Here is a 25,763-nt window from a genome sequence, read left to right on the forward strand (position 1 = left end):
TTAGCCGCGACACGCCAAACCCCATTGACTCCAACTAAAATTCGCATGACGCTTTGCTGATCGCGACATTCTGTCCGCGACATTACCGTGGGTGGGCTCCGTGGACGTCATCAAGCATACGGTCAAGCGATCGCTTGTTTTCTATCTCGTTCCCGACTTCACGATGGTTGCGTTTGCGACCGCAGTCGACCCCTTGCGGATTGCGAACCGAATGCTCGGTTACGAGGCTTACAAGTGGCGGCTGGCCAGCCTCGACGGAAAGCCGGTTCAGGCCTCTACGGGCGTCGAATGCGCCGTCAACACCTCACTGGAAGAAGAGCGCAAGAAGATGGCGGGGCCCGAACGCCCTTCCATGGTTGTAGTTTGCAGCGGCATTAACGTCGAGAAATACAGCAACAAGTCCACCTTCGCCTGGCTACGCGAGGAATATAATCGCGGCGTGGCAATCGGTGGCCTGTGCACCGGCGCCTACCTGCTGGCATCGGCCGGCCTGTTATCCAACAAGCGCTGCGCCATCCACTGGGAAAACCTGCCAGGCTTTGCGGAAGCCTTCCCCAAGGCCAATGTTTTTGCTGATCTCTTCGAAGTTGATCAGAACATATATACCTGCGCTGGTGGCACCGCCGCGCTGGACATGATGCTAAAACTTATGGGCGATGATTTTGACGAAAACCTCGTCAACCGCGTCTGCGAGCAGATGCTGACCGACCGCGTGCGGAGCCCCACCGACCGCCAGCGCCTGCCTCTACGCGCCCGGCTTGGCGTGCAGAATGCAAAGGTGCTGACCATCATCGAACTGATGGAAGCAAATCTCTCCGAGCCGCTATCGCTCATCGAGATCGCAGATGGAGTAGGCCTGTCCAGACGCCAGATCGAGCGGCTGTTCCGCACCGAGATGGGCCGCTCGCCAGCGCGTTATTATCTGGAAATCCGGCTTGACCGAGCCCGCCATCTGCTCATCCAGTCGTCGTTGCCGGTGGTGGAGGTTGCAGTCGCCTGCGGCTTTGTCTCGGCCTCCCATTTTTCCAAATGCTACCGCGAACTCTACGCCCGCTCGCCACAACAGGAACGTCTGGACCGTAGGCTGTTGCTGGCAGCCTGATTCTTTCAGGCGACCGCGTTTTCTCACGGCAACGCGGTCGCCGCCCGGTGCTAATAAGCGTCCATACGATTGGTGGCGTCGCGTGTCAGTCCAGAAAGGACAGCACGTCGGACTGGCTGACAACGTGGCAATAGATCATGTTGATGATATCGAGTTCGCGCTCATGCAGATCCATGGCTGCCGCTGCGCAGCACTCGTCGACAACCAGAACGCCAAAGCTCTCATCCGCCAGGCTGCGGACGGTCGACGACACGCACTGGTCCGTGAAAATACCGACGCAGATGACATTCTTGATGCCCATATTGTGCAGCACCAGGCGCAGATTTGTTCCAGTGAGCGCGCTGTCAGTGGCTTTCAGCACTGTAATCTCATCCGGCCCAGGCGCAAGTTCGTCGACAATTTGACTTTCCGTGCTGTCCTTGGGCAGCAGCAGATAGTTGAAACCCGGCTTTTTCTGGCTGAGCGAACGGTCTCTTCCGTCACGCGTACTGCAAGCGATGCGCGCGTGAATCACTTCGACTTTCCGCTGCCGGCACTCGGCAATTAAATTGGCGATGTTAGGAATGACCGTATGACGCATACGGTCGAAAAACGGCTTCCAGCGTTGGTTTTCTTCCGCGGTATCCTTCGGGCTGAGATAGGTGTTTTGAACATCTATGACGAGAAGCGCTGTGCTCGATGGATCAAGGTGAATGTCATCCGGTTCGTCAGCGTTGGCGTAGTAAAACGAGCGATAGGCGGTCTTCCAGTTCATCACTTGTCCTTCACTTACCGGGCGATCAGTCGTGGACGCTAAGGAACTCGGACACGGTGCTCATGCAAAGGTCCTTTTCCTCGACATGCGGCATGTGGCTGGAGTGCTCGAACACCACCCATCGCACATCCGGGATATGGGAAACGTATGGTTTTACCGCGAGCGGCGTTGCTTCGTCGAAGCGGCCGGAGATCATCAGGGAGGGTACATCGATGCGATGCAGGCGATCTTCTATGGTCCAATCCTTCAAAGTTCCGATGACATGAAACTCGGTCGGGCCGTTCATATTGCGATAGACGGTATTGTCTTCATCAATTGCGGCGAAGGTTCGGGCCACTTCGGGCGGCCATGGAACGACGCGGCACACATGCCGGTCGTAAAACACTCTTGACGCGGTCACATATTCTGGATCGCTGATCGTTCCCGCGTTTTCATGCCGAGTCAGTGTGTCCTGCGCGTCTTGCGGCAGTTCGCGCCGCAACCGATTGGCTTCCGCAACCCAGGTACGCATGTTTGCAGGCGAGTTTGCGATGACCAGCGCCTTCAACCCAGTCGGTCGGCGCACAGCATGCTCGGCTCCTAGCATGCCCCCCCAAGACTGCCCAAGGAGCGCGTAGCGTTTGCTGATCCCGAGATGCTTCAGCACAGCATCCAGCTCTTCGAGAAAGAGAGCAACGGTCCAGAAGTCCGGCCCCTTATCCGGTAGGTGGGTCGACTTACCGTTGCCCAACTGGTCGTAGTGTATCACTGCACGACCATCCAGGTCCGAGATTGCCTTAAACGACTCGACATAGTCATGTGTACAGCCAGGGCCACCATGAACAACAATGAGAGGCAGCTTGTTTGTCGATTCCAGCGACCCAGTGACGCGGTACCACGTCCGATAGTCCCTAAACGGGACAAAGCCTTCTACCATATTCACCACGGACCTCCCACCAAAGAAGATGTCCGTCAGCATAGGATGCATTAAAACACCCTGCACCCTATCAAAAATCATAGGGTGAAATGGTCGTTCAACCGTCGAGCATGCGATAATGCGTTGCCCGCACCACAGCTTGGGTGCGGTTCTTTGCGCCAAGTTTGCGCGTCGCCGCGGCCAAATGCATGACCACGGTCGGGACTGAACGGTCGATGATCCGTGATATTTCTTTGGCCGAAAGACCGTGCGAGGAAAAGCGCAAACATTCGCGTTCCCGTTCAGTCAGCGGCGTAACGTTGGGCCGCAATGCCGACTGGTCGAAGTGCTCAAAGGCGCATTCGTGAAAGATATGAGCCAGGAAACCAAAATCCGCCATGTGGCGCGCGTCCCGGGCAAATTCGACTTCGCGACGAAAGCCAATGCCATTGAGGGTCGCGTACCCGCCTCCCGGCAAATGGATCGGTATCGTCACGCCATTTGTACGATCGCGCTGGCGCATGTAGTGAACGACGGGCTCGGAATCCTCCGTGAGGAATTCCCGGATTTGCGTATCCGCTGATTTATCAAATTTCCAGAAGAAGGGCACCGAAGTACGAGCCGCAGCTTTTTGAATCGGATCGATCCTGCCATAGCCCCGCTCGCACCAATATTCGTTCATGTCGTCAGCCATATTTCGCGACGTCAGCAACGACGGAACCATGATGGAGCCATCGAGATCGAATGGAACGGGAGTGTAGTCGTAGACGAGCCCTTCAAAGCCCAGCGCGCCCAAAAGGCTGAAGGCCTGATCGACGCATGCATCCAGAGTTTCCTGCCCTGCAAAACAGTCTCTGATGGTGTCGATTGATTCCATCATGGCCGTACTCCTGAAGGTCGCTTACTGGCACCCTATCACTTCTTATAGCTAACATAGCCAACACCGTGCGTTAATATGCCGGCATGCTCAAGTGCTTAGCAGTTGGAGTTGCCAGTGTGGCGTGAAATTCAAGCCGACGAACGCATCGAAGTTGATGTCAACGGCCACAAAATCATTGCCTATAGCTTTGGCGCGGGTAGCGAGACGGTCTTTTGCCTTAACGGTGGACCTGGCCTACCCTGCGATTATCTGCGGGAGGCTCATTCCTGCATGGTGGACGAAGGGTACCGCGTGGTGGCTTTCGACCAACTTGGTACAGGAGCCTCCGACCGCCCTACAGACGCCGCGCTGTGGACCATCAGCCGCTATGTCGAGGAGACTGAAACTGTTCGAAAAGCTCTCGGACTTGGAAAGGTCCACATGCTCGGCCATTCCTGGGGAGGATGGCTCGCAATCGACTATGCGCTGGCTTACCCGGAACATCTGCAAACGCTGATCCTGGAAGATACTGTCGCAGACATGCCGCATCTCATCATCGAGCTTGAGCGTTTGCGCGCTGCGCTCGGACCGGAAACGGTGGCCATGATGCAAAAGCATGAGGCTCAGGGAACGCTGGACCACCCCGAATACATGGCAGCGATCACGATACTCAACTATCGCCACGTGTGCCGCATGGCCGAATGGCCGGCACCAGTTGTTCGCTCGCTCACCGACTGGAACATGGGCCCCTACACAACCATGCAGGGACCAAATGAGTTTCTTTATACCGGCAACCTGAAAGACTGGAACCGTATTGGGGATCTGCCGAAAATTCAGGTACCGGTCCTGATCACGCATGGTGAGCACGACGAGTTGACCCCCGCCTGCGGGCTTCGAATGAAGCTTGCCATACCCAAGGCCGAGCTTCACGTCATTGCGAACGCCAGCCACATGCCATTCTACGAAAATCCGGGTACATATTACCCTATCTTGAAAGCGTTCCTCGCGCGCCACAAGGCCGCTTGATGGACCCACGGTCACGGCAGGTCCCGGAAAACAATGCACCGATATAGGTTCGTCCTCTTCAGGCCGCTGCAGTTTTTGCCTGTGCTCTTTGGCATCAGCGTGATCACCTTCGTTCTGGTACGATTGATTCCAGGTGACCCGGCGCGTGTACTGCTGGGAACGCGCGCGACGCCCGACGCGCTGGAACGTATCCGTGAGCAGTACGGTCTGAACGAGCCCATGTGGGTGCAGTATTTCTACTTCATCAAAAACCTGTGGAACGGCGAGATGGGGCGTTCAATCCTTTACAAGATCGATGTTCTCAAGCTCATTGCCACCCGTATCGAACCGACATTGGCGCTGGTGCTTTGCAGCGTGTTGCTATCAATCCTGATCGCGGTACCGATGGCGGCGATTGCCGCGCGCAACCAAGGGCGATGGGCCGACCATCTCATCCGTGTCACATCCACCTTCGGCATCGGCTTCCCACCATTCTGGCTCGGCCTGATGCTGATCATCTTGTTCAGCGTCAAGCTCGGGGTCCTACCGGTTTCCGGATATGGAAATACTTTTGGGGAAAAGGCGGCACATCTGGTGTTGCCCAGCCTAACGATTGCTCTGTCCCTGTCGACAGTTCTGGCCCGCAGTCTAAGGGCGGCTATGGTCGAGGCGTTGCGTTCTGATGTTGCGACAGCAGCACGCGCCCGCGGAATGCCAGAAAGCATTGTTTTCTGGCGGCATGTGGTGCCCAACTCACTGGTTCCCACCGTTAATCTTTTGGCCGTCAACATCGGCTGGCTCATTGGCGGAACGGTGGTGATTGAGACCGTCTTCGCGCTTCCCGGCATGGGCCAACTGCTGGTGCGGGCCATTTTTTCGCGCGATTACATGGTTGTCCAAGGCATCGCCATGGTGCTTGCCTGCGCAACCGTGTTGATCAATTTCCTCGCGGATATTGCTACCGTTGCACTCGACCCGAGGGTAAAGCTATGAGCCCGTCCAGTGTCTTCACCCAGTTTGCCGGGTGGCAACGCTTAGCGGGGCGTCGCGTCGCACTGGTGGCGGGTGCCACGCTGCTTGCGCTTTTTCTTGTTATGGCAATTACCGCACCCTGGATCGCCCCATACGACCCTATCGCGCAGGATGCACTGGTTCGGCTGCAGCCACCCTCGCTGCTACATCCCTTTGGAACCGATAATTTCGGCCGTGACATTTTCTCCCGGGTCATTTGGGGGACCAGGATCGACCTGCAGATCGCTGTTATCGGCGTCATCTTCCCGCTTGTAATCGGAACGCTTCTTGGCACGCTAGCCGGGTTCTTCGGTGGGATCGTCGATGTGATTTTCATGCGCATCGTCGACATCATTCTGGCATTTCCCTTCCTCGTCCTGATGCTGTCCATCATTGCTATTCTGGGACCGGGCCTGGCAAGCTTTTACATCGCCATGGCGCTGGTGGGATGGGTGTCCTATGCGCGGCTTATCAGGGCCCAGATCCTAGTGATCAAGAACAGCGATTATGCCGTAGCAGCCACCAGCCTGGGGTTCAGCCGCACCCGCATCATGTTCCGGCACCTGCTGCCCAATGCGGTGGCCGGATCGCTGGTATTTGCCATGTCGGACGCCGTCCTCGTGCTGCTCAACGGCGCGGCGATCAGCTATCTCGGCCTTGGCGTACAACCACCCTTGGCAGAATGGGGGGTGATGGTGGCGGAAGGCCAACCTTTCATTACCACAGCATGGTGGATCACTTTGTTTCCGGGGCTTTCGATCGTCGTTCTTGCCTTTGCCTTCAGCTTGATTGGAGATGGGTTGGGCGACCTCCTGGGGGTTCATGAATGAACGCCCCCCTGCTCTCAGTCACCGAGTTGACCCTCGATCTAGACACTGATGGTGCTCCACACCGGCTGCTCGATTCCATCTCGCTCGATTTGGGTGAAGGCGAAATTCTTGGGCTCGTCGGCGAGAGCGGTTCAGGTAAAAGCCTGCTTTGTCGCTCGATTGTAGGTCTCCTGCCCTCCAAAAAACTGCATATTACCGGCGGATCCATCAAACTTGGACAACAGGAACTTACAACCGCGTCGGAGGCGGAAATGCTTCGGGTGCGCGGCGGCGAGATCGGTATGATCTTTCAAAACCCGACTAGCCATCTCGATCCCGTTATGCGCATTGGTGACCAGATCGCGGAGGGCATCCGTTTTCACCAGAACACTGATGTGAAAACGGCGCGCGCAGCAGCTACGGAGATCCTGGATCTGGTCGGGTTCCCCGATCCGACCACCCAATATGACAAGTTCCCGCATGAATTTTCCGGCGGCATGCGGCAACGCGCGATGATCGGTGCCGCAATTTCCTGTAATCCGAAAATCCTTATCGCAGACGAACCCACGACTGCACTGGACGTGACTATCCAGGCACAAATCCTGCGCCTGCTCGCAGACATGCGCGACAAGCGGGGACTGTCCATCATTCTTATCACCCATGATCTGGGCGTTGTCGCTCAAGTGTGCGATCGGATCGCGGTGATGCGCAATGGCCAGCTTGTCGAGCAGGGACCGAAGCGGTCGCTTCTCACCAAACCGCAACACGTTTACACGGCCGAGTTGATCGCCAGCCATCCGTCAATACCCGAGGATGATAATCAATCGGAAGGTGTGGCTGCTGCCGCAACGCAAGGCGACAAAACCCTGCCGATCTTTGAGATCGATGATTTATTTGTACGGTTTTCCAAAGGCGGAATTTTCAAGAAGGACAAATCGGTTGGCGCGGTAAATGGTATCAGTTTGCGCGTTATGCCGGGCGAAACCGTCGGCATCGTCGGCGAATCCGGCAGTGGCAAGAGCACTCTGGCGCGCACCATGCTGGGGCTCACGCCTGCATCGTCAGGCCGCATTCGCTACAATGGTGAGGATATCACCGCAAGCCAGCCCGAGGCGCTACGGACGTTAAGGCAACAGACTGCAATGGTGTTCCAAGATCCCTACAATGCCCTCAACCCCAGACTGACAATCGGCGACATGCTGGCCGAGGTCCTGAAAGTTCAGGGTAAGGTCCAGACCGAACAGATCAGCGAACGCTGTGAGCAGTTGCTTGAACTGGTTGGCCTCGACCGGGAATTTCTAGCCCGCAAACCGCGAAGCATGAGCGGCGGTCAATGCCAGCGCGCCGGCATTGCACGTGCGCTGGCCGTAGACCCCCGGCTGATCATCGCAGATGAATGCGTTGCAGCACTCGATGTCACGATCCAGGCGCAGATCATCGAACTGTTCCGGGACCTTAAACAGAAGATGGCGCTGACTTTGATCTTCATAGCCCATGACCTGGCGATCGTGCGAAACCTGTGCGAGCGCGTAATCGTCTTGTACCGGGGCGAGATCGTCGAGGAAGGTTTTTCTGCCGAAGTATTCGCGCGACCGAAGCATGCTTACACGGCATCGCTGATAGCCGCCATTCCGCACATTGATCCCGACCGGCCACTCCTACCGACAATTCAGTTCGGCGGACAATCCGTACATTCCGAAGCCGTGCATCGATGAAGCACCAACTATAACCACAACAAAAAGGGAACCTTGAGATGAGAAAGAACATGTTGAGAATCGGATTTGCCACGTTGATGGCAAGCGTCACGCTGGGAGCCAGCATCGCGGAGGCTGCGGGCGTATTGACAATCGGCCGGCGCGAAGATTCCACCACCTTCGACCCGATCATGACCGCCCAGAATATAGATCTGTGGGTCTACGCTAATCTTTATGATGTTCTGATCCGGGTCGACAAGACAGGGACCAAACTTGAGCCGGGCCTGGCCGAAAGCTGGACAGTAAGTGAAGATGGTCTGACCTATGTTCTGAAGCTGCGCGATGCCAAGTTCTCCGACGGCTCGCCGCTTACGGCCGAAGACGCAGCCTACTCATTGCTGCGAACGCGAGATGACAAAGGTTCACTGTGGAGCGACACGTATAAGGTGATCGAAACGGCCGAGGCGACGGATGCCAGGACGCTTACGGTTAAGCTCACGACACCCTCTGCTCCGTTCTTGTCGACACTCGCGTTTCCAGGCGTTTCGGTCTTGTCGAAGAAGGCACTTGAGACAGTGGGACAGGAAGCTCATGCGGAGAAGCCGGTGTCATCCGGCGCATTTGTCGTCAAGGAATGGCGGCGCGGCGACCGTGTCATCCTGGAGAAAAACCCCAGTTTCTGGCAGGCAGACCGTGTCAGCCTCGACGGCGTGGAATGGATTTCGGTGCCGGACGACAATACGCGCATGCTGAATGTCCAGGCGGGTCAACTCGACACCGCAATCTTCGTGCCGTTCTCCCGGGTTGCCGAACTGCAAAAAGACCCGAACCTCACCGTTCACCTAGACCCCTCAACTCGTGAAGATCATCTGTTGATCAACCACAAGAATGGCGCACTCGCGAAAAAAGAAGTCCGCCAGGCGCTGGATCTGGCGATCGACAAGAAAGCGGTAATCGATACAGTGACGTTCGGACTTGGTGAAATCGCCAATTCCTATGTCCCTAAGGGTGCGCTTTATTATTATGCTGACAATCTGCAGCGCCCCTACGATCCCGAAAAAGCCAAGCAGATGCTGGCAGACGCGGGTGCGTCAGACCTGACGTTGAACTACCTGGTCCGCGCTGGCGACGAAGTCGTTGAGCAGACCGCTGTTCTCTTGCAGCAACAGCTTTCGAAAGCTGGCGTGACCGTTAATCTGCAGAAAGTCGACCCAAGCCAGGAGTGGGACATGCTGGTGGCAGGTGACTATGACATTGGCGTCAACTACTGGACCAACGACATTCTCGATCCCGATCAGAAGACAACTTTTGTTCTCGGACACGATACCAACAACAACTACATGACCCATTATCAGAACGACAAAGTGAAAGATCTGGTATCGGCTGCGCGCATCGAAATGGATTCAGAAAAGCGCGAGCAGATGTACATCGATATCCAGAAAATGGCTAAGGATGATGTCAACTGGATCGATCTTTACTACAGCCCCTTCATAAATGTGTCGCGCAAAAATATCGAGAATTTCTATCAGAATCCTCTCGGCCGGTTCTTTCTTGAAGACACCGTGAAAAACTAGCGATGCGTTACCGCCAGGCAGAAATCTGCCTGGCGGTACTTTTCGATGGCTTCGAGATTTGTAGCCGCTAGGCCGACTGGATACCTTAGCCTGCCGCTACCAGATGCCCCTCGCCCACATCGTTCAGCACGCGCTTTTCTGGAGGATTACCGAGAGCGTGCACTGGACTAGGGATCTCGGCGTCGAGCCGTGTGAAGCCGGTCCGGCGATTACGTGGGTCTGGGTTTGGGACGGCGTCAATCAGTCGACGCGTATAGGCGTGTTGGGGGTTGGAAAAAACCTGGTCGCGCGTGCCCATCTCGACAATCTGACCCAGATACATCACTGCCACCCGGTCAGAGATATTTTCCACCACGGCCATATCGTGTGAAATGAAAAGGTAGGAGAGACCAAATTCTTTTTGCAGTTCCTTGAGAAGGGTGAGCACACGCGCCTGCACCGAAACATCGAGTGCCGACACGCTCTCATCGGCAATAATCAGCTTTGGCTTCAATGTCAGGGCGCGCGCAATACAGATGCGCTGGCGCTGCCCTCCGGAGAATTCGTGCGGATAGCGCTCCATCTGGTCAGCAGACAAACCGACGCGTTCAAACAGATAGGCCGCCTGTTCCCTCCGTTTTGCAGCCGAGCCGATCCCGTGGACAAGCAGCGGCTCCTCAACCAATTCGCCCACGCGCATCCGCGGATCAAGCGAAGCGTAGGGATCCTGAAAGATCATCTGGACATCGCGCTTGATGGCCAGGTGCCCTGCTCTATCCAGACCCACGACGTTACGCCCATTGATGCTGATCTCGCCGGCGAACGGAACCAGACCTGCAATCGCCTTCGCCGTGGTGGACTTCCCACAACCGGATTCTCCCACAAGCGACACCGTTTCGTGTGCAGCGATGTCAAACCCGATGCCTTCCACCGCGTGAACGCGTCGGTCGACGCGGCCAAAAAAGCCGCCACGTAGATCAAAATGAACATGCAGGTCGCGGATGCGGACAACGGGGTGAAGTGCCTGTGACACTTCTGCCGTCCGGGGCAGGACAGGCGATGTCTGCGCACCCAGCCGACCGGCTCCCATCTTGGGAACGGCGGCCAGCAATTCACGCGTATACTCAGCCTGTGGCCGCTCAAAAATATCGCGTGTCGTTCCTTCTTCGATATTTCTGCCATGGCGCATGATGATGACGCGATCCGCCATCTCGGCCACAACGCCCATGTCGTGTGTGATGAGGATGACTGCAGTGCCGTGTGTTGCCTGGAGATCGCGCAACAGTTCCAGCACCTCGCCTTGAACTGTCACGTCGAGGGCCGTGGTCGGTTCGTCGGCAATCAGCACGTCTGGCTTGAGCGCCAGCGCCATGGCGATCATGACGCGCTGGCGCATGCCGCCGGATAGTTCATGCGGATATCGCTTCATCCGCGCTTCAGGGTCCGGGATGCGTACAGCCTTCAAGGCCTCTACAGCAACGGCGCGCGCTGCGGTGCCTGAAAGTGCGGCATGCGTCTCGATCGCCTCTACCAACTGCCGCCCGATGGTAAGCACCGGGTTGAGCGATGTCATCGGCTCCTGGAAAATCATGGCAATTTGGTTGCCGCGAATCTCGCGCATTTGCCGCTCCGGCAGATGCGTCAGATCGCGGTCGCCGAGCCTGATCGATCCGCTGGTAATGCGCGCGGCCGGTTGCGGCAGCAGACCCATGATCGCAAGCGAGGTGACCGACTTGCCCGACCCGGACTCACCGGCGATGCACAGCGTCTCGCCCCGATGCAGGGAGAAACTAAAATCACTCACGACAGCTGAATCAGTCGCCTCCCCGCGAATGGATACGGTAAGGTCAGAGACTGTCAGGACCGGCTCAGTCGACGTTTTGGCGGTCATTCAAACACACAGCGCGGGAAATAGAACGAAACCACCCAATTTGGCATGTCGACAATCTCGCTGATCCTCAGATCGCCGCAGACTGAACACAGCATATAGGCGTCGACAGCGTCCATATTGTAGCGACCGGCCAATAGGTCAACCATTTGGGATACCGCCGCCCTGGCTCCATCCATGAGATCGGTGCCAATGCCTGTCGTAACCTCGTAACCCTTTCTGTCGAGGTGGCTCGTAACTGGACCTGGCGTCGTAAAGCGCGGCATTTTCAATCGCGCGTCCTTGACCAGATCTAGGGTAACCACAACGTTCATGGGGCTTTCAATCGCTGTGCCACACACCTCGCCATCTCCTTGCGCGGCGTGGGTATCTCCAACGGAAAACAGCGCCCCTGCAACTTCGACAGGCAAATACAGCACCGTACCTGCGGCTAGATCGCGGATATCGAGATTGCCGCCCATGCGCCTTGGCGGAACGACAGAGTGCAAACCCAGATCTGCGGGGGCATTTCCGATGGTTCCGGCGAAAGGCTTGAGCGGAACCCTGCCATTCTTGCCGAACAATGCCGGCTTCAAGGTCGCCGGATCGTACTTCCAGATGTTGAGAGCAGGTTCCTTGAAATCGTCGGCCAACAGCCCGAAGCCTGGAATGTTGGCGGTCCAGCCGAAGCCGGACGGTTTGAATTCGTTGATGGTGATTTTAAGCGCGTCGCCAGGCATTGCCCCTTCGACAAAGATCGGACCGGTAACCGGATTGATCGTGGCAAAATCAAGCAAAGGCACATCGTCTACAGTGCTGGATGCCTTGAGTTGGCCACCCGACGAATCCAGGCATTCAAACTCGAGGGTCGCGCCGGGCGCCACCTTCTCGGCCGGGACAAAAGAATTGTCCCAGCCGAAATGATGATGGCGCCCGTGAATGGTGTAGTCGCAGTTATTGCACATCGTTCACATACACATAGTCATAGTTGATCGGGATGTGGACGGGATCGACATAGAGCTTGTCGTCACCCGCCATGCGGGGCGAACGCATGGTAAAACGCTGCTCGTTGAACACAGGCGCCCACGGTGCGTCTTCCATAACCTGACCATAGATTTCGCTCCACATCTTGCTGCGGTCTTCTGCTTTCGCAGGATCGACGATGGCATCAGCTTCAGCCGCTTTTTTGTCGAGGTCGGCGTTGCAATACCATGACCAGTTCCAACCGCCCGGTACCGCACCGCCGCAACCCAGGATCGGGCCGTAGAAGTTTGAAGGATCGGGGAAGTCGGCTATCCAAGCCATGCCGCCGGACCAGATCATGGGAGCTCCGGCCTTGTCGCCACCGGCGGCAATGACATTGGCCTGTGCCAGGGCCTTGATGCCGGCCTTGATGCCCACGGCCGCAAGATCCTGCTGGATGGCCTGCGCGATACGCGGATTGGGGTCCGTGTTCATGGCAAATAGCTCAGTCTCGAAGCCGTCTGGATGTCCAGCTTCTGCGAGCAACGCTTTGGCCTTCTCCACATCAAAGGCATAGCCTTTGTAGGCAGTATCGTATCCCGGCATGGAGGGTGGCAACGGCTGGTTTGCCGGCACCGCGCGGTTGTTAATCAGCTGGACGATGCGATCCTTGTTGATCGCCATGTTGACAGCCTGGCGCACCTTGACGTTATCGAAGGGCGGCATCGTGGTGTTCATCGTGACATAACCAGTGTGCAACTGGCCACCAACCACCACCCGCGCCTTCTGCTCGGGATCATTCATGACTTCCTGGAATTTGGCTGGCGGAATGCCATCTCCAGGAACATCAATCTCGCCCTTCTGCAAGCGCAGCAGAGCGACTATCGGCTCCTGACCTATCTCGAAAGTGATCTTGTCCAGGTAAGGCAGTCCCTTGTGCCAATAGTCCGCATTGCGTTCGAAAACGAGACGCTGGCCAAGCGTCCATTCCGCCATTTTATAGGCGCCGGTGCCTACGGGGTTCTTGCCGAAATCCGCACCAAATTGGTCAACAGCTTCTTTCGGGACGATGTGGCTGAAATTGATCGCCATGACATGGAGGAACGTCGCGTCCGGGCGCGATAGCTCGATCTTGACCGTAGATGGGTCGACAACTGTGATCCCGGACAGGCTCTCAGCCTTGCCGCCTGCGACATCGTCATAGCCCATTATCGAGGCGAAGAAGCCCGCTCCCGGGCTCTGCGTCTTTGGATTGGTGACACGGTCGAGCGTATACTTCACGTCGTCGGCTGTCATTTCGCGGCCATTGTGGAACTTGACGCCCTTGCGAAGCTTGAACGTGAACGTTTTGCCATCCGGTGAAATCTCATAGCTCTCTGCGAGATCGGACTTCAGGATGGTTGTGCCGGGTTCGTAGTCCATCAAGCCATCATAGAGGCTTTTGATCATGGACCAGTTTTGCCAGTCATAGCCGATGGCCGAGTCAAGGGTTGCCACGTCATCCTTGTAGGTGACGACGATTTCGCCCCCCGGCTTGGCATTGGGATCGAGCTTTTCCTCCTGGGCGGAAGCCGGCAGGGCCAGCATGAGTGCCAAGGCAGACGCCGCGACGGTTGAGGCAAGATATCGTTTCATTTGGAGTGTTCCCTTTCTTGGTTTTGTTTGAGTGTCAGCGAAGTTTGATGCGCGGGTCGATGAACGGCGTGACGATATCGGCGAGCAGGTTGCCAAGGATGATGGCGCATGCCGATACAATGGTGACGCCCATGATGATGGGGATGTCGACGCGCTGGATCGCCTGCCACGCAAGCTGACCAATACCCGGCCAGCCGAAGACGCTCTCGACAACCACGATGCCGCCCATGAAGAGCCCTATGTCTATGCCAATCATGGCAATGACGGGCAGAACCGCGTTGGGCAAGGCATGGCGCAAGAGTATCTTGGAACCGCCAAGCCCTTTTGCCCGGGCAGTACGAATGTAATCCTGCCGCAACACGTCGATCATCGAGGAGCGCATCATGCGCGCGTACCAGCCGGCGCCAAGCAGTCCTAGCGTCAGCGATGGCAACACAAGATGACGCCACGTGCCGTAGCCACCAATGGGAAACCATCCGAGCCGGACTGCAAAAACGTAAAGCAGCAACAGACCCACCACGAATTGGGGTGCAGAAACGCCAATGAAGGAAGCCACCATCAGCGTTTGGTCGGTGGCGCCGCCTCGCCGCACCGCCGCGATCAACCCCATACTGACACCGACGATAACTTCACAGCTGATAGCCCCGACCATGAGGAGTAGGCTGGCGGGTAGCCGTGCGGCAATCAGCTCACTGACTTCGGACCGCTGAAGATAAGAGCGCCCAAGATCGCCGCTGAGAAGGTTTGTGAGATAGCGCCAGTATTGAATGACAAATGGCTGATCGAGCCCCAGTTGCTGACGGATGCTCTCGACGGTCGCCGCCGTCGCACTGCGCCCGGCAATCTGTCGAACCGGATCTGCGGGCAGCAGATATAGAATGACGAAGGTGATGAGAGAGACGCCTATCAAAAGGAAAAAGGCCTGAACCAGCCGGCGCGCGACATAAGCTATCATGTGCGGCCCCGCTGTGTTGGATCGAGAATGTCACGCAAAGCGTCGCCGACCAGATTGAATGCCAGTGCCAGCGCCAAAATGGCGGCACCCGGGAAGAACACCAGCCAAGGGGCTGCCTGAAAGTAGGTCTGGTTTTCGAAGATGATATTGCCCCATGAAGCGGTCGGTGGCTGCACCCCAATGCCGAGATAGGACAGCGTTGCCTCCAGCAGCACTGTGGTGGAGATACCAAGCGTGCCCCACACGATGATTGTCGGCAGCAGATGCGGCAGGATATGCCGCAACAGGATGCGCGGCGTCGAGGCGCCGATCGTGCGTTCTGCATCAATGAATTCGCGCTCCGCCAGAGAGCTCGTTTCGGTGAAGATGATGCGCGCGGTCTGTACCCAATTCACCAGGGCTATCACCAGCGCAACGATCCACAGGCTGGGTTGGAAAACGGCGGCGAGGCAAATCGCCAAAAGCAACGCCGGAAAAGCCATCATCAAGTCGGTAAACCGCATCAGCGCACCGCCAATCCAGCCGCGGAAATAACCTGCGGTGACGCCCACCAGCGTGCCAATCAACAAGGCTGCGCCATTGGCAACAACACCGATGATCAGCGATGTGCGTGCACCATAGAGAATGCGGGAGAAGAGATCGCGACCGAGAAGGTCCGTGCCGAGCCAGAATTGTGCGCTTGGCGGCAGCGGTGCACCTTCGAGTGTCAACGCGTCAAACATCTGATCGTTCGGATCATAGGCTGAAAGCCAAGGTGCAAAGATCGCCCCCGCAACCACGATGAAGATGATGACGATCCCGCCCATCGCGATCTTGCGCTGCAACAGCTTACGCCACACCCCGGCCCGGACGGCGCTCGACATCGGGGAGACCGCCACGGCCTCAGACGCGGTTCGCACGGTCATTCCTATCCTCTCCCGCCATGGCAACAACACGTTGCGCCGCCTGCTCGATGGCAACGTTCCAGTTCATGGCAAGTGACCGCAATTGATGATAGGCGCGTTCGTCATCGACCCCTTGCGCCACCAGTACTGCAACCGCGCGGACTATCGTTTGCCGCTCGGCCACTCGCGCTTGCAGGGCGGCGATCTGGGCGGCCTGCGCCCGACGCGCCTCAAATGTCTGGCGGGCGATCAAGAGGGCGGAATAAACGCCAGCCTTGCCAACCGGCTTGATCATCTGGGCGTCGGCTTTGTGCCACAGAGCCCACTCGATACGGCCCGGTGCTTCCGAGCCGATCAATGCTATTGTCGGCATCGGGGCCTCACCAGGTTGCCAAGGAAACTGCTGGTCGAAGCCGAGATCGACGTCGAAAAAGACGAAGTCTGCGACAAAAGCGTTGGGTGGAAGTTCGGGCCAGCAATCGCTCACTATCAGGCCGATGGCAGCAAGCTGTCGAGATAGCGTCGCCACCGTCAAATGGGGCCGATGCAGTACCAGCGCCGTTGCACCGCCGAGAATGGGAATGCGGGAGGCGCGGCTCATGACACGACCTTTAACTTGGGTCGCCCGAATACAGCCGCCCGGTCATAGCGAGACAGATAAGGATCAGGCTCAACCTCCTCCATACGACTGACCACGTCAAACGCCCCGTCTGCAATACGACCGATAACCACTGGCAATGTTGCATGTTGGGTGCGGGGATCAATGGTGATCGGACCGAGACCGGTAGCAAAGCGGCGGGAAGCAAAGGCCTTTGAAAATTCCGCCGGTCCCGCTTCTGGATCACGCGATAGCACATCCGCCATAACCTGCACCGAGGCATAGGCTGACGCTTCGAACGAGGAGCCAAAAGCTGCGGGACGCGGCGCGAAATAGGGGCCGACTGACAGGTGTCCGTTACCGGCTGCGCCGATCGCCGGCAGTTCGCACTCTGTAAGATTACAGGACAGGACGGGACACCGTTTGGGACGAAACGCGGGGTCCTCGTTCGACAAGTCGCGATAGGCCGACAGGAACGCATAGGACGAAGTCCCGATCAGATTGTTGAGTATGAAGCTCGGACGCGTTGCGCGTATTTCTTCGATGAGTCGCGACACATCGGTGTCGCCGATACGCAAATAACGCTCTCCCAGCACTTGGCCGCCAGCATCGGCAATTAGGTCCCGCGCCACGCGATTGGTTTCCCAACCCCAGATATAGTTTGAGCCGAGAAGGAACCCGTTGGCGCCAAACTGCGGCGCAACATGCACGAGCAGCGGAACCAGATGTTGGTTGGGACAGGCATGCATGTAGACAACATGCTCATTGGCTTCGTAGCCCTCATAGGGACAGGCATACCAAAGCATTCCGCCTGCCTTTTCCAGGACAGGGATGGTTTCCTTGCGGCTCCAGGAAGTCACGCAGCCGAAAATATGGCGTGCTGTGCTGGTTCTGAAAATTTGCGCGCACATTTCACCGTAGCGGTCGGCGTTGCTTTGCGGATCGCGCGCCACCACCGCTAGTTCAAGAGGATGAGATGGATCGGCATTAATGTCAGCAATCGCGCGCATCGCGCCTGAAAGGCACGAATCGGAAACGAGCTGATAACTGCCCGATCGCGAATAAAGAACGCCAACCTCGATCTTTTGCTTCACACCCAAATGCCCAAAACACAAATGCCCCGCGAGTTGCCAGGCCAGAGGGCCGGAACTAGCGAGGCACGATTGCCACCCGGCAGACAGAGCCGGTATTTCTAGAGAAGCTTACCTTTCGGAAGATTTGAGTCAAGAGGAGATGTGGCTAGAGAGCTGGATGGGGAGACTGGGCCGTCGACCGCTTCGATCGGCTGCGACCGTTGGATGCCAAGGCTTTGGCTCCGCTATTTCGAACGAAACACCAAGCCGCCAAGCGTCTCTCACCGAGAGCCATCAAACGTCCAGCCGCGGCGTTGCCAAAGTTTTTCGCCGGCAAGGCAATCATAAGGCGGAGTGTATTGCACCTTGATCACGGGCGGCATCGGCATTTCTCCAGCCAGTTCCAGTACCAGCTTGCGTCGGATCGCTTCAGGAAATTGCGACCAGTCATTGACCGGAACAACGAACGCCCCCAGTCCGCCGATGACGCAGTCAGCGTAATATTTGTCAAGTTGAGAAACATCATAGATCGAGGACATGCCGCCTGAGGTCATCAATGGCAATCCGTTGATGGTGATACCCTGCGCGGCCACCCTGTCGCGCATTTCAGTGACCAGCACGCCCTGATTGTTGGGGCCGTCACCGGAAATATCTATCACCCGCTTTAGCGCGCGAAACGGAATTTCGGCAAACAGATCCGCACCGAATTCCAGCGCGCCAGAGATCGAGGTGCGCCGCGCACTACCATGTGGCATGGCCGACAGCTTTTCAGCAACGGCTTCGGCATCCGTCCGGTTGGCAATCACTGTCCACGGCACGATAACGCGCTGGGTGGTAGCGCCGGCCCATTCGAAATAGGTCACGGCAACGCGACCATTGATGCCATCAGCAATGGCCCGCAAAACTTTGTCATCGGTGAGTGCAGCGGCATAACCTTGCCGCTGGATATCGAGTTCGCCGGGCGACATCGAAAGCGAGACATCCACAGCCAGCACCAGCGCGACATCAACTGCGCCGGCTGCCTGCCCATATGCCTCTGGCAGGAAAACGGCTAACACCGTTCCAAGGGCATGTGCTGCATTGCGCAAGGCATACATGGCCAGAGCCTACGCCCGAACCGCCGCCACACAAGCGCAATCTGCCCCCGTCCAGTCACGTTTTTGCACTCCTTCGGAGCAAGTCCAGCCAACATGCCCGGCTTTGCGCCGAGCGCGTGCATGGAGAACGGCTCAGCTGCGCGGCTTGAGGTTCTCCGGATCGTAGAGCGGCTTATAGCCTACAGCCGCCACCTCGATCGGGAACTTCTGGGCGAAATACTCGACCTCGAGCTTGCGCCCAACCTGGCAGAAATTCCATGGCAGATAGGCCAGCGCGATGTTCTTCCCGATGGTCGGCCCGAACGCCACCGAAGTGGTGAAGGAGCGGCGCCCGAGTTCATCCACCAGCGTCTCGCCAGTATCCGGATCGAGCACTGGCATGTTTCCCACAGGATAGCGCGCCACGCCGTCTTGGTCGTGATTGTCGGTCATCATCAGCGTACACAGCATGGCGGGCTGGTTTGCCCGCTCTCTGTATTCCACATGCTTTTCCTTACCGCAGAAGTCAGCCTCCTTCACCTTCGGGCGAGCAAGGTCTGCCTCGAGCAGATTGTATTCGGTCAACAAATCGGCGTTTTGCAGCCTGAGGCTCTTCTCCATTCGCCGTGTATTGGCATAGGTCTCGACGCCGAACGCCATGATGCCGGCTCCCTGCAGCGCATCCCAAACGGCCAGCCCGTCCTCGTAGCGCATGTGGAATTCCCAGCCCTGCTCGCCGACATAGGAGATGCGGAAGGCCGAAATATCCTTGCCGGCGATCCGGACCGGCTTGATGGCGGCGAACGGGAAATTTTCCGGCATCAGCGTTTCAGGTTCTTCAACCACCTTTTGCAGGGTCTCCCGCGCATGTGGACCCCAGACACCGATGGTGACGAATTTCTCGCTGACATCGGTGATTGTAACATTAAAACCCTTATCCTGCGCCACACGGCGCATAAGGTGGAAATCGCGCGGCCCGGCATCGGCACCGTCGACCACGCGGCAGCGGTCTTCCATGCGGATGACGGTCAGATCGGCCCGAACCATGCCTTCCGCATCGAGGAAGTGGGTGTAGATGCCCTTGCCGATATTGGCGTCACCGCCAATCTTTGCCGCGCAAATCCACTCCATCAGCGCGACATGGTCGGGCCCCTCGACATCAATCATGGCGAAATGCGAGAGATTGACCATCCCGCAATCCTCGCTCATGGCTAGGTGCTCGGCATTGGAGACGCGCCAGAAATGGCGATTGTCCCATTCGTTTGTCCGAACCGGTATACGGTCTGCGTATTTCTTCAGAAGATGTTCGTTGGAAGCGTAGCCATGTGCCCGCTCCCATCCACCAAGCTCCATGAAATAGCCGCCAAGTTCTTTCTCTCGCTCGTAGAAGGGCGAGCGGCGGATGTTGCGCGCCTTGGAGAAGGGTTCGCGGGGATGGACGGCCGGATTGTAGACCTTCATCGCCGTTTCTGTGCAGCGGTCGTGAATGACATGTTCCTGCAACTGGTGAGGATTAAACCGGGCATAGTCAATTTGATGATGGTCGATTTCGGTACGGCCGTCCGTCATCCAGTCGGCGATCAGCTTGCCCATGCCGGGCCCGTCCTTGACCCAGATGGCCACCGCATACCAGAGGCCTCGCACCTTCTGGCTTTCGCCCATAGAAGGCCCGCCATCTGAAGTGACCTGTAACAACCCGTTAAAAGAGTGGCTTTCATTGTAGCCAAGCTCGCCGAGGATCGGCGTCAGTTCCATGGCCCGCTCCAGCGGCTCCATGATCTGTTCCATGTCGAGATCGCGCTGCGAGGGCGACAGCCGCGCCTCGTGCTTCTGAAGAATTTCGCGCGGATGGCAGAGACGCGGGTTGGTTTCCTCGTAGTAGCCCCACTCGATCTGTCCGCCTTCAGCGGTTTTCGGATCGCCGGTGTCGCGCATATAAGCCGAATTGCCCTGGTCGCGCATCAGCGGCCAGCCAATCTCCTTGCCGGTGCCGGCAAACTCATTGTAGGGACCGAAAAATGTCAGCGGGTGGTCGATCGGCATGACGGGAAGATCCTCCCCCGCCATCTCCGCGATCAGCCGGCCCCAGATGCCGGCGCAAACAACGACATAGTCAGACATAATGGTCCCGCGCTCGGTGACCACCCCTCTGATGCGTCCGCCCTCAATGATGAGCGATGTCGCCGAAGTGTTTGCAAAAGCCTTGAGCTTGCCGGTTTTTTCTGCTTGGTCGACAAGCTTGCCGGCAACCGTCTGCGACCTCGGAATGACAAGGCCCGCATCCGGGTCCCACAACCCTCCCTGCACCATCGACTCTTCGATGAGCGGAAACTTCTCCTTGATCTCGGCCGGTTCAATCAGCCGGGCGCGAGTACCGAACGCTTTTCCAGACGACACCTTGCGGCGGATCTCATCCATGCGCGCGTTATCGCCGACACGCGCCACTTCCAACCCTCCAACGCGAGCGTAATGGCCCATTTTTTCGAAGAAATCGATGGAATAAAGCGTCGTCCAGCAGGACAGGAAGTCGTGACTGGTGGTGTAGCAGAAATCCGAGGCATGCGCCGTCGAGCCGATGTCGGTGGGAATACCGGACTTGTCGATGCCAACAATATCGTCCCAGCCGCGTTCGATGAGATGGTGGGCTATAGACGCGCCCACAATGCCGCCAAGGCCGATGATGACGACCTTTGCCTGTTTCGGAAACTCTGCCATGCCTGCTACTCCGGAATCGAATTGCGGGCAGACTATAAGGCGATGGCGCACCGCCGTCGCAGCCTGTTTGCGACATTGTCAAAAGACCGCGCGACGGCGCTTACATCGCGGCGGGTTTGAGCCGTGCGCCGGTTTTATCCAGCCGTGGCTTCCACATGACAATCAACAGGGTCGACATGCCAGCTATGAAAACGAAATAGAAGCGGTCATCGGGCAGCGGGAAACTGGCAAATTTGCCCAGCATTCCAATGAACATTGCAAAGACGAGCGCGTTGTAGCGGCCTACTTGCCCCTTTCCGAAACGCACCAAAAGCCCCCAAGTGGCAGCGCCGAATACGAGCAGTACAGGCCAGTGATTGTCGAGTAGCGCCACCGTTACTCCGCGTATGTAACCTCGCACAAAGGCCATGAGCGAAAAATCCGGTTGGAAACCCGCCATGGAGTTCTGGATCTTGACCGTGGAAAAATAGAAATGTGCCCACCAACCCGGATGGCCCGCCTGCTTTTCGATGAGCATGCACACGACGAAAGAAGCGATGAACGTGATGAGGAGTGGCAACCTGCGCCAGGCGTACAAGAATGCGGTGATGGTGAGCGCCAGAGTGAGGATCAGCGTATCAGGCCGGACGAGAACGGCAGCAAACAGTAGCAGGCAGGCAAGAATGTCCCGCTCCTTTGACAAGAGATAGATGGCACCAACTGCCATCACGGCAGCAAGCATGTCGGGCGTCACGGCAGTTGTCATGTGCAGATAATCTGCCATCACCAGCATAGGCACCAGAAAGAACGCACCCTGCAGCGCATTTTCCCGCCACAGCCAGAACAGGGAGAGCCCACCAAAAGCGATAGCCGGCAGAATCGAAAGCAGCATCGCACCGCGATCGAGCCCGAAAATCGGCTCGATCACCCTGAGCAGTTCGATATAGGCGACCTTGACCCGGTACATTGACAGTTGCGACTGGAAGTCGACCGGATGTTCCCACTGATGCCGGTTGTAGGGGTAACCGTATTGGAGGCGGTAAAGATCACCTTCGAGCGCACCCTTCCTGATCTCATCCCAAGTGCGATCGTGCAGTTCGACCGGATCAGTGACACGGTCTTCCAGCGCGGTGGCGACGTAGGCCAGCATGTCCCAATTGTAGTCGGGCCGGAGCCAGCTGTAGGCAGCGACAAGAAGCGTCGTTGCCACCAGCAGGCTTATCGCGAGCCGGTCCAAAACCCTACGGCTCGCCACCCAGGCGGCAAGGCACTTACTCAGACGCGTATCGGCAGCCCAATCAACGATCGAGCGCTTTGATCCCCTCATAGTCCCCTCCCCGGATTGGTGTCAGCTAACTTGGCTTTTCACGAAATCCTTGACGATGGACACGATGCCCCGGGCCAAAAGCTTGTCCAGGGCATCGATGAACTGGTCGACATGCTCTTTCTGGCAGATCAGCGGCGGCTCCAGCCGTATAACGTTACGATTGTATTCAGTGAACGCCACGAGCACATTGTGATCGCGCAGGAGCTGGGCACCGACAAAACCCGACAGGGAACCCTTGAGCTTGTCGTCCAGCATGCCGACGACGGGGCGCAGCACCATTGGCAGCGTCCGGCTGAAGTCATGGAATTCAAGCCCGACCATAAAGCCCTGGCCACGCACATCCTTGATGATTTTTGGATATTTCGCCTGAACGTCCTTCAGCCGATCGAGCAGATATTCCCCAGTCACCGCGGCATTGTCAATCAGGTGCTCGTCATAGAGCGTGTTTAGCCCCTCGATGGCGGTGACGCACGCCTCGCCAATACCACCAAAGGTTGCCATGGCGTGGATCATCGCCGTCTTCGGCGTGCCATAGGCCTTCATGTAGACATCGCGACTGGCGATCATGGCACCCACGGCCGCCTTGCCGGCGCCGAGCGACTTGGCCAACGCGGTAACGTCTGGCACGACATCATGATGTTCAAAGGCATAGAACCGGCCTGAACGGCCATAGCCGCACTGAACCTCATCGGCGACCCAGAGGACGCCGTACTGATCGCACAGCGCGCGCAGCTTCTTCCAGAATTCAGTCGGTGCCTGTACGATACCGCCGCCGCCCTGGATAGTTTCCAGAACGATGACGCCGATTTCGGGGTCCGAGCGGAAAGCGCTTTCGATGGCATCAATGTCACCAAACGGCACCCGCACCGTATTGCCGGCGAGCTTGAACTCGCCGCGATAGAGCTGGCCGTCGGTGATGTTGAGAACCCCCTTGGTCTTCCCGTGGAAGGAGTTTTCGGCATAAACAACCTTGGGCCGCTTCGGACCGGCAGCGCGCTCGGCAACCTTGATCGCCGCTTCCATTGCTTCAGAGCCCGAAGAGCCCAAGAACACCATATCGAGATCCCCCGGCGAGCAGGCGGCCAGGTTCTTGGCCAGCGCGGTCGCGTATTGCGACATGAAGGCAATCGCGATCTCGTGACGCTTTTCCTCTTGGAATTTCTGCCGTGCGGCAAGGATGCGCGGATGGTTGTGGCCGAACGCCAGCGAGCCGAAGCCACCGAAGAAATCGAGAATCTTCCGGCCGTTCTGGTCTGTATAATACATGCCTTCAGCGCTCTCTACCTTCACCTTGTGAAAGCCCAGAAGCTTCATGAAGTGCAATTGGCCGGGGTTCACATGCGCCTTGAACAGATCGGTCATGCGTGCGACGTCGAGTGACTTCGCGTCCTCGACACTCAACAAATCGGGTTTGCGGATGGCATTGGGAACCAGCGTCGGCGCATCAACATGCGGGCGCGCGGCGACAGCTTTAGGCTTGCTCATGACGGTCATCTCTCAAAAATCCCCTATTCGGCCGGAACGTGGTTTGCGGCAGCCACGACGTGACCATCCTTATTGGCGCGGTATTCCTTGTATGCAGCGATCAGCATGTCCTCATCGCGATATTGCGGCACCCAGCCGAGATCCCGCTTGCCCTTGGAAACATCGAGAACGCACTCCTCGTCGGCGATCAGATATTGCTCGGGGTCCATCAAAGGCATGTTCATCCGGTCCAGCAGGTCAAGCGTGCGCTTGACCGCCCATCCCGGCGTCGGGATCAGGATCGATTTCGAACCGGCATGGTTTATGAGATCTCCCAACAGCTTCTTCACCGGCGGAGGATTGAGCGAGCCGAGATTATAGGCCTCGTTAGGCACGCCGGCCTTCCAGGCAAGACGTGCCGCTTCTGCACAATCGAACACGGAAATGAACTGATACGGGTTCTTGCCAGATCCGATCATCGGCACCGGCAGGTTCCTGTCGATCAGCTTGAACAGTTTCTCCAGAATGCCGAGACGGCCGGGCCCGATGATGAGACGCGGGCGGCACAGTGTAATGTTCATGCCACGCTCGCGCCATTGCTGCGCCACCACTTCAGTATCCTGCTTGGACTGGCCATATTCGCCGAGCGGCGAAACCGGGTGATCCTCGGTCATCGGCGTCGTGACCGTGTGCCCATAGATCATATCGGTGGTAAAATGGACGAGCTTCCTGGCGCCGACCTTATCCATGGCCTCAATGATGTGGACAGTGCCGTGATAGTTGACCGGATAGAAGAAGTCGTGACGTTTGGCACGGACCTGCAGCGGCGACAGCATTTTAGCCGACAGATTATAGACCATATCGGTTTTCTTCATTCCAACAGCCGCAACTGACGCTGGATCGGTGACATCGCAGTGCACGAATTTCGCCTTGCCATAGTGCGGTAGATCGCTCTTGACGATGTCGGCGACGATCACCTGTTCACCATCGGCAATCAGTTTTGGTGCAAGATGGCGACCGACAAAGCCGTCGCCGCCGAAAATGACATGTCTCATGGTACCAACTCACTTGTACGAACATTTGGCTGGGCATCTTCGACCACTTCATGGCCGCTGCCGCCCTGCGCGATCAGGATTGTGCCCAGGCAGATGAAGCCGATGCCAGCGACCCGCCAGACATTGAGGTCTTCGCGAAAAACGAAATAGGCAAACACCGCCACCGCCACATAGGCGAGGCTGAGGAACGGATAGGCAAAAGAAAGCTCCACCTTCGACAGCACGAAAAGATGTGACGCCATCGAGATGACAAAGGTGCACAGTCCCAGAAACACCCATGGGCTGAACACGATCTGGAGCACTTTAATAAGCGGGTTCGTGCCCTCGAAGGAGAGCGGCGCAAGCGACATCATGCCGTGCTTCAGCATCAACTGCGCCGCAGCGTTAGTCATAACCGTAAAGAGAATAAACCAGAGATATTTCATGCAAGCACCCGCCCCTGTGTCGCTTCTAGTACAAGGATGAAAATATTTGGTGAAACAGAAGCAAC

Annotated in this window: 22 protein-coding genes; 6 read left to right on the plus strand and 16 right to left on the minus strand. The window is 57.3% G+C overall.

Features of this window, described 5'->3' with window-relative positions; translation table 11 throughout:
- The first annotated feature begins 163 nt into the window (after positions 1 to 163).
- Complete coding sequence (locus tag GA830_RS16040) at positions 164 to 1,102, plus strand: GlxA family transcriptional regulator (protein ID WP_374939325.1); 939 nt, start codon at positions 164 to 166, stop codon at positions 1,100 to 1,102.
- Between the two features lie 85 nt (positions 1,103 to 1,187).
- Here GA830_RS16040 and GA830_RS16045 read toward each other — a convergent pair whose 3' ends face one another.
- The 3 genes from GA830_RS16045 to GA830_RS16055 form a co-directional block, all read right to left on the minus strand.
- Positions 1,188 to 1,856 carry a cysteine hydrolase family protein gene (locus tag GA830_RS16045; RefSeq protein WP_195162783.1) on the minus strand — a complete coding sequence of 223 codons (669 nt, stop codon included), beginning with the start codon at positions 1,854 to 1,856 and terminating at the stop codon, positions 1,188 to 1,190.
- Between the two features lie 25 nt (positions 1,857 to 1,881).
- Complete coding sequence (locus tag GA830_RS16050; RefSeq protein WP_195165003.1) at positions 1,882 to 2,772, minus strand: proline iminopeptidase-family hydrolase; 891 nt, start codon at positions 2,770 to 2,772, stop codon at positions 1,882 to 1,884.
- Positions 2,773 to 2,869: 97 nt separating this feature from the next.
- Positions 2,870 to 3,631: a LuxR family transcriptional regulator gene (locus GA830_RS16055; RefSeq protein ID WP_195162784.1), complete on the minus strand. Its 762-nt coding sequence runs from the start codon at positions 3,629 to 3,631 to the stop codon at positions 2,870 to 2,872.
- 114 nt (positions 3,632 to 3,745) lie between these two features.
- Here GA830_RS16055 and GA830_RS16060 point away from each other — a divergent pair, with 114 nt between their 5' ends.
- The 5 genes from GA830_RS16060 to GA830_RS16080 are packed head-to-tail and all read left to right on the plus strand — an operon-like array spanning position 3,746 to position 9,703.
- Entirely contained in the window at positions 3,746 to 4,636 is an 891-nt protein-coding gene (locus GA830_RS16060) for a proline iminopeptidase-family hydrolase (protein WP_195162785.1), read from the plus strand.
- A gap of 33 nt (positions 4,637 to 4,669) precedes the next feature.
- Complete coding sequence (locus GA830_RS16065; protein ID WP_195162786.1) at positions 4,670 to 5,608, plus strand: ABC transporter permease; 939 nt, start codon at positions 4,670 to 4,672, stop codon at positions 5,606 to 5,608.
- A complete protein-coding gene (locus tag GA830_RS16070) occupies positions 5,605 to 6,456 on the plus strand; it encodes an ABC transporter permease (protein ID WP_195162787.1) in 852 nt (283 codons plus the stop codon). The genes GA830_RS16065 and GA830_RS16070 overlap by 4 nt, the downstream gene beginning before the upstream one ends.
- The gene (locus GA830_RS16075) at positions 6,453 to 8,150 is read left to right on the plus strand and encodes a dipeptide ABC transporter ATP-binding protein (protein ID WP_195162788.1); all 1,698 of its coding nucleotides are present in this window, start codon (positions 6,453 to 6,455) and stop codon (positions 8,148 to 8,150) included. The genes GA830_RS16070 and GA830_RS16075 overlap by 4 nt, the downstream gene beginning before the upstream one ends.
- A 50-nt stretch (positions 8,151 to 8,200) precedes the next feature.
- Positions 8,201 to 9,703 carry an ABC transporter substrate-binding protein gene (locus GA830_RS16080; protein WP_258045480.1) on the plus strand — a complete coding sequence of 501 codons (1,503 nt, stop codon included), beginning with the start codon at positions 8,201 to 8,203 and terminating at the stop codon, positions 9,701 to 9,703.
- 85 nt (positions 9,704 to 9,788) lie between these two features.
- Here GA830_RS16080 and GA830_RS16085 read toward each other — a convergent pair whose 3' ends face one another.
- The 13 genes from GA830_RS16085 to GA830_RS16145 form a co-directional block, all read right to left on the minus strand.
- Positions 9,789 to 11,573 carry an ABC transporter ATP-binding protein gene (locus GA830_RS16085; protein ID WP_195162790.1) on the minus strand — a complete coding sequence of 595 codons (1,785 nt, stop codon included), beginning with the start codon at positions 11,571 to 11,573 and terminating at the stop codon, positions 9,789 to 9,791.
- Positions 11,570 to 12,514, minus strand: a complete 945-nt coding sequence (locus GA830_RS16090) for an acetamidase/formamidase family protein (protein WP_195162791.1) — start codon at positions 12,512 to 12,514, stop codon at positions 11,570 to 11,572. The genes GA830_RS16085 and GA830_RS16090 overlap by 4 nt, the downstream gene beginning before the upstream one ends.
- Positions 12,504 to 14,147 (minus strand): ABC transporter substrate-binding protein, encoded by a 1,644-nt coding sequence (locus GA830_RS16095; RefSeq protein WP_195162792.1) that lies wholly within the window; start codon positions 14,145 to 14,147, stop codon positions 12,504 to 12,506. The genes GA830_RS16090 and GA830_RS16095 overlap by 11 nt, the downstream gene beginning before the upstream one ends.
- Before the next feature lie 34 nt (positions 14,148 to 14,181).
- Positions 14,182 to 15,102 carry an ABC transporter permease gene (locus GA830_RS16100; protein ID WP_195162793.1) on the minus strand — a complete coding sequence of 307 codons (921 nt, stop codon included), beginning with the start codon at positions 15,100 to 15,102 and terminating at the stop codon, positions 14,182 to 14,184.
- Positions 15,099 to 15,965, minus strand: coding sequence for an ABC transporter permease (locus GA830_RS16105; RefSeq protein ID WP_195165004.1), 867 nt, complete (start codon positions 15,963 to 15,965; stop codon positions 15,099 to 15,101). Before GA830_RS16105 ends, GA830_RS16100 begins: the two co-directional genes overlap by 4 nt.
- 19 nt (positions 15,966 to 15,984) lie before the next feature.
- Positions 15,985 to 16,587: an ANTAR domain-containing response regulator gene (locus tag GA830_RS16110; RefSeq protein ID WP_195162794.1), complete on the minus strand. Its 603-nt coding sequence runs from the start codon at positions 16,585 to 16,587 to the stop codon at positions 15,985 to 15,987.
- On the minus strand, positions 16,584 to 17,678 hold the full coding sequence (locus GA830_RS16115) for a transporter substrate-binding protein (RefSeq protein WP_195162795.1): 1,095 nt from the start codon (positions 17,676 to 17,678) through the stop codon (positions 16,584 to 16,586). Before GA830_RS16115 ends, GA830_RS16110 begins: the two co-directional genes overlap by 4 nt.
- A gap of 260 nt (positions 17,679 to 17,938) precedes the next feature.
- On the minus strand, positions 17,939 to 18,754 hold the full coding sequence (locus GA830_RS16120) for a DUF1194 domain-containing protein (protein ID WP_195162796.1): 816 nt from the start codon (positions 18,752 to 18,754) through the stop codon (positions 17,939 to 17,941).
- Positions 18,755 to 18,886: 132 nt separating this feature from the next.
- A complete protein-coding gene (locus GA830_RS16125; protein ID WP_195162797.1) occupies positions 18,887 to 21,448 on the minus strand; it encodes a GcvT family protein in 2,562 nt (853 codons plus the stop codon).
- A gap of 100 nt (positions 21,449 to 21,548) precedes the next feature.
- Positions 21,549 to 22,754, minus strand: a complete 1,206-nt coding sequence (locus GA830_RS16130; RefSeq protein WP_195162798.1) for a hypothetical protein — start codon at positions 22,752 to 22,754, stop codon at positions 21,549 to 21,551.
- A 21-nt stretch (positions 22,755 to 22,775) separates the two neighbouring features.
- On the minus strand, positions 22,776 to 24,239 hold the full coding sequence (locus tag GA830_RS16135; RefSeq protein ID WP_374939280.1) for an aspartate aminotransferase family protein: 1,464 nt from the start codon (positions 24,237 to 24,239) through the stop codon (positions 22,776 to 22,778).
- Between the two features lie 23 nt (positions 24,240 to 24,262).
- Positions 24,263 to 25,273, minus strand: a complete 1,011-nt coding sequence (locus GA830_RS16140; protein ID WP_195162800.1) for an NAD-dependent epimerase/dehydratase family protein — start codon at positions 25,271 to 25,273, stop codon at positions 24,263 to 24,265.
- Positions 25,270 to 25,698, minus strand: a complete 429-nt coding sequence (locus tag GA830_RS16145) for an EamA family transporter (protein WP_195162801.1) — start codon at positions 25,696 to 25,698, stop codon at positions 25,270 to 25,272. The genes GA830_RS16140 and GA830_RS16145 overlap by 4 nt, the downstream gene beginning before the upstream one ends.
- Positions 25,699 to 25,763 lie beyond the last annotated feature (65 nt).

It is taken from the genome of Mesorhizobium sp. NBSH29 (assembly GCF_015500055.1).
Lineage (GTDB): Bacteria > Pseudomonadota > Alphaproteobacteria > Rhizobiales > Rhizobiaceae > Neomesorhizobium.

What these genes read in the sequence shown, in the direction of transcription:
- GA830_RS16045 (WP_195162783.1), bottom strand. Translation starts at nt 1,856, where the DNA reads ATGAACTGGAAGACCGCCTATCGCTCGTTTTACTACGCCAACGCTGAC.
- GA830_RS16095 (WP_195162792.1), bottom strand. Translation starts at nt 14,147, where the DNA reads ATGAAACGATATCTTGCCTCAACCGTCGCGGCGTCTGCCTTGGCACTC.
- GA830_RS16070 (WP_195162787.1), top strand. Translation starts at nt 5,605, where the DNA reads ATGAGCCCGTCCAGTGTCTTCACCCAGTTTGCCGGGTGGCAACGCTTA.
- GA830_RS16080 (WP_258045480.1), top strand. Translation starts at nt 8,201, where the DNA reads ATGTTGAGAATCGGATTTGCCACGTTGATGGCAAGCGTCACGCTGGGA.
- GA830_RS16140 (WP_195162800.1), bottom strand. Translation starts at nt 25,273, where the DNA reads ATGAGACATGTCATTTTCGGCGGCGACGGCTTTGTCGGTCGCCATCTT.
- GA830_RS16040 (WP_374939325.1), top strand. Translation starts at nt 164, where the DNA reads ATGGTTGCGTTTGCGACCGCAGTCGACCCCTTGCGGATTGCGAACCGA.
- GA830_RS16110 (WP_195162794.1), bottom strand. Translation starts at nt 16,587, where the DNA reads ATGAGCCGCGCCTCCCGCATTCCCATTCTCGGCGGTGCAACGGCGCTG.
- GA830_RS16105 (WP_195165004.1), bottom strand. Translation starts at nt 15,965, where the DNA reads ATGTCGAGCGCCGTCCGGGCCGGGGTGTGGCGTAAGCTGTTGCAGCGC.
- GA830_RS16055 (WP_195162784.1), bottom strand. Translation starts at nt 3,631, where the DNA reads ATGATGGAATCAATCGACACCATCAGAGACTGTTTTGCAGGGCAGGAA.
- GA830_RS16075 (WP_195162788.1), top strand. Translation starts at nt 6,453, where the DNA reads ATGAACGCCCCCCTGCTCTCAGTCACCGAGTTGACCCTCGATCTAGAC.
- GA830_RS16085 (WP_195162790.1), bottom strand. Translation starts at nt 11,573, where the DNA reads ATGACCGCCAAAACGTCGACTGAGCCGGTCCTGACAGTCTCTGACCTT.
- GA830_RS16130 (WP_195162798.1), bottom strand. Translation starts at nt 22,754, where the DNA reads ATGAGGGGATCAAAGCGCTCGATCGTTGATTGGGCTGCCGATACGCGT.
- GA830_RS16090 (WP_195162791.1), bottom strand. Translation starts at nt 12,514, where the DNA reads ATGTGCAATAACTGCGACTACACCATTCACGGGCGCCATCATCATTTC.
- GA830_RS16065 (WP_195162786.1), top strand. Translation starts at nt 4,670, where the DNA reads ATGCACCGATATAGGTTCGTCCTCTTCAGGCCGCTGCAGTTTTTGCCT.
- GA830_RS16120 (WP_195162796.1), bottom strand. Translation starts at nt 18,754, where the DNA reads ATGTATGCCTTGCGCAATGCAGCACATGCCCTTGGAACGGTGTTAGCC.
- GA830_RS16100 (WP_195162793.1), bottom strand. Translation starts at nt 15,102, where the DNA reads ATGATAGCTTATGTCGCGCGCCGGCTGGTTCAGGCCTTTTTCCTTTTG.
- GA830_RS16145 (WP_195162801.1), bottom strand. Translation starts at nt 25,698, where the DNA reads ATGAAATATCTCTGGTTTATTCTCTTTACGGTTATGACTAACGCTGCG.
- GA830_RS16135 (WP_374939280.1), bottom strand. Translation starts at nt 24,239, where the DNA reads ATGAGCAAGCCTAAAGCTGTCGCCGCGCGCCCGCATGTTGATGCGCCG.
- GA830_RS16125 (WP_195162797.1), bottom strand. Translation starts at nt 21,448, where the DNA reads ATGGCAGAGTTTCCGAAACAGGCAAAGGTCGTCATCATCGGCCTTGGC.
- GA830_RS16050 (WP_195165003.1), bottom strand. Translation starts at nt 2,772, where the DNA reads ATGGTAGAAGGCTTTGTCCCGTTTAGGGACTATCGGACGTGGTACCGC.